This is a genomic window from Burkholderia sp. Ac-20349 (genome assembly GCF_017104865.1).
Taxonomy (GTDB): domain Bacteria; phylum Pseudomonadota; class Gammaproteobacteria; order Burkholderiales; family Burkholderiaceae; genus Burkholderia; species Burkholderia aenigmatica.
In genome coordinates this window covers 1-1,433 of sequence record NZ_JAAGPM010000334.1, presented here as the reverse complement: position 1 = coordinate 1,433, position 1,433 = coordinate 1, and the positions used below count along the sequence as shown (strand labels likewise).

Here is a 1,433-nt window from a genome sequence, read left to right as displayed (position 1 = left end):
TCGCCTGCATGACCGGCCCGCGCAACAGCCCGGCCGGATGCGTGTCGCGCACGGCCTGCCACGACGCGATGCGCGGCAGGTGCCGCACGAGGCGTTCGACGAGACCGGCCGCGAGCGCGCCGCCCGCTAAACGGGTAAACTGCTCGGATGCAACGAATCACCACCACCGGGCGCGTCAACCTCAGTCACCTGTTCTGGCTTCGCAATCTCGCGATCATCGGCCAGCTCGTGACGATCGGCGTCGTGCAGACCTATTTCGGCGTGCATCTGCCGTTGCCGGCGATGCTGATGGTCATCGCGCTCGAAATCGTTTTCAACGGGCTGACCTGGGTGCGCGTGCTGCGCGCGCGGCCCGAGACCAATTTCGAGCTGCTCGGCCAGCTGTGGGTCGACCTCGGTGCGCTGTCCGCGCTGCTGTTCCTGTCGGGCGGCACGACCAATCCGTTCGTGTCGCTGTACCTGCCTTCGCTCGCGATCGCGGCGGCCGTGCTGCCGTGGCACCTGATGATCTGGCTCGCGGCGTTCGCGGTCGCGTGCTATGCGGCGCTCGGGTTCGACTCGGTGCCGCTCAACATGGACAATCCCGCGAACCTGTTCGACTACTACCGTACCGGGATGTGGGCGAACTTCATGGTCAGCGTCGGGCTGATCGCCTGGTTCGTCGCGCGCATGTCGAATGCGCTGCGCCAGCGCGATGCGGCGCTCGGCGAAGCGCAGCAGCACCTGCTGCGCGACGAGCGGGCGGTCGCGCTCGGCGTGCAGGCCGCCACCGTCGCGCACGAAATGGGCACGCCGCTGTCGACGATCGCGATGCTCGCGGAAGAGCTGCGCGACGCGGCGCGCGACGATCCGGGGCTGGCCCGCTACGAGGCCGACCTGAAGGTGCTCGAGGAGCAGATGTCGCTCTGCACGTCGGCGCTCGCGCGCTTGCGCAGCCGCGCGAGCGCGCCCGCGAGCCGCCAGCCGGTGGACGACTGGCTCGACACGTTCGTCGAGCACTGGCGCCTGCGGCATCCGCATGTGCAGTTCGAGCTGCTCGGCGCGCGTCCGGCGGGCGTCGCGCTCGACGACACGGTCGCGGCCGGCCAGATCCTGACGATCCTGCTCGACAACGCCGCGCGCGCGAGCCCGCAGCGCGTGACGCTGGCCGCGAAGGTCGCGCACGCCGGCACGGCCGACGAGATCGAATTCGAGGTATGCGACGACGGGCCCGGCATTCCGGCCGCGCTGCGCGAATCGCTCGGCGCGATGCCGGTCGACAGCACGCAGGGCGGGCACGGGGTCGGCCTGTATCTCGCGTTCAGCGCGGCCGCGCGGCTCGGCGGCGAGATCGAACTGTCCGATGTCGTGCCGCGCGCGGCGGGCGGCAACGGGCGGGCCGGTAGTGCGGCGAATGGTCACGCCGCGGCAGGATCGGCACAGCGCGCGGGCCA

The 1,433-nt window shown here is 70.8% G+C and carries 1 protein-coding gene; it reads left to right on the top strand.

Going from position 1 to position 1,433, the window contains the following annotated elements; genetic code table 11:
• Positions 1–147: 147 nt before the first annotated feature.
• On the top strand, positions 148–1,433 hold a 1,286-nt coding region (locus G3N61_RS39060; protein WP_241018140.1), incomplete at its 3' end, for an ATP-binding protein.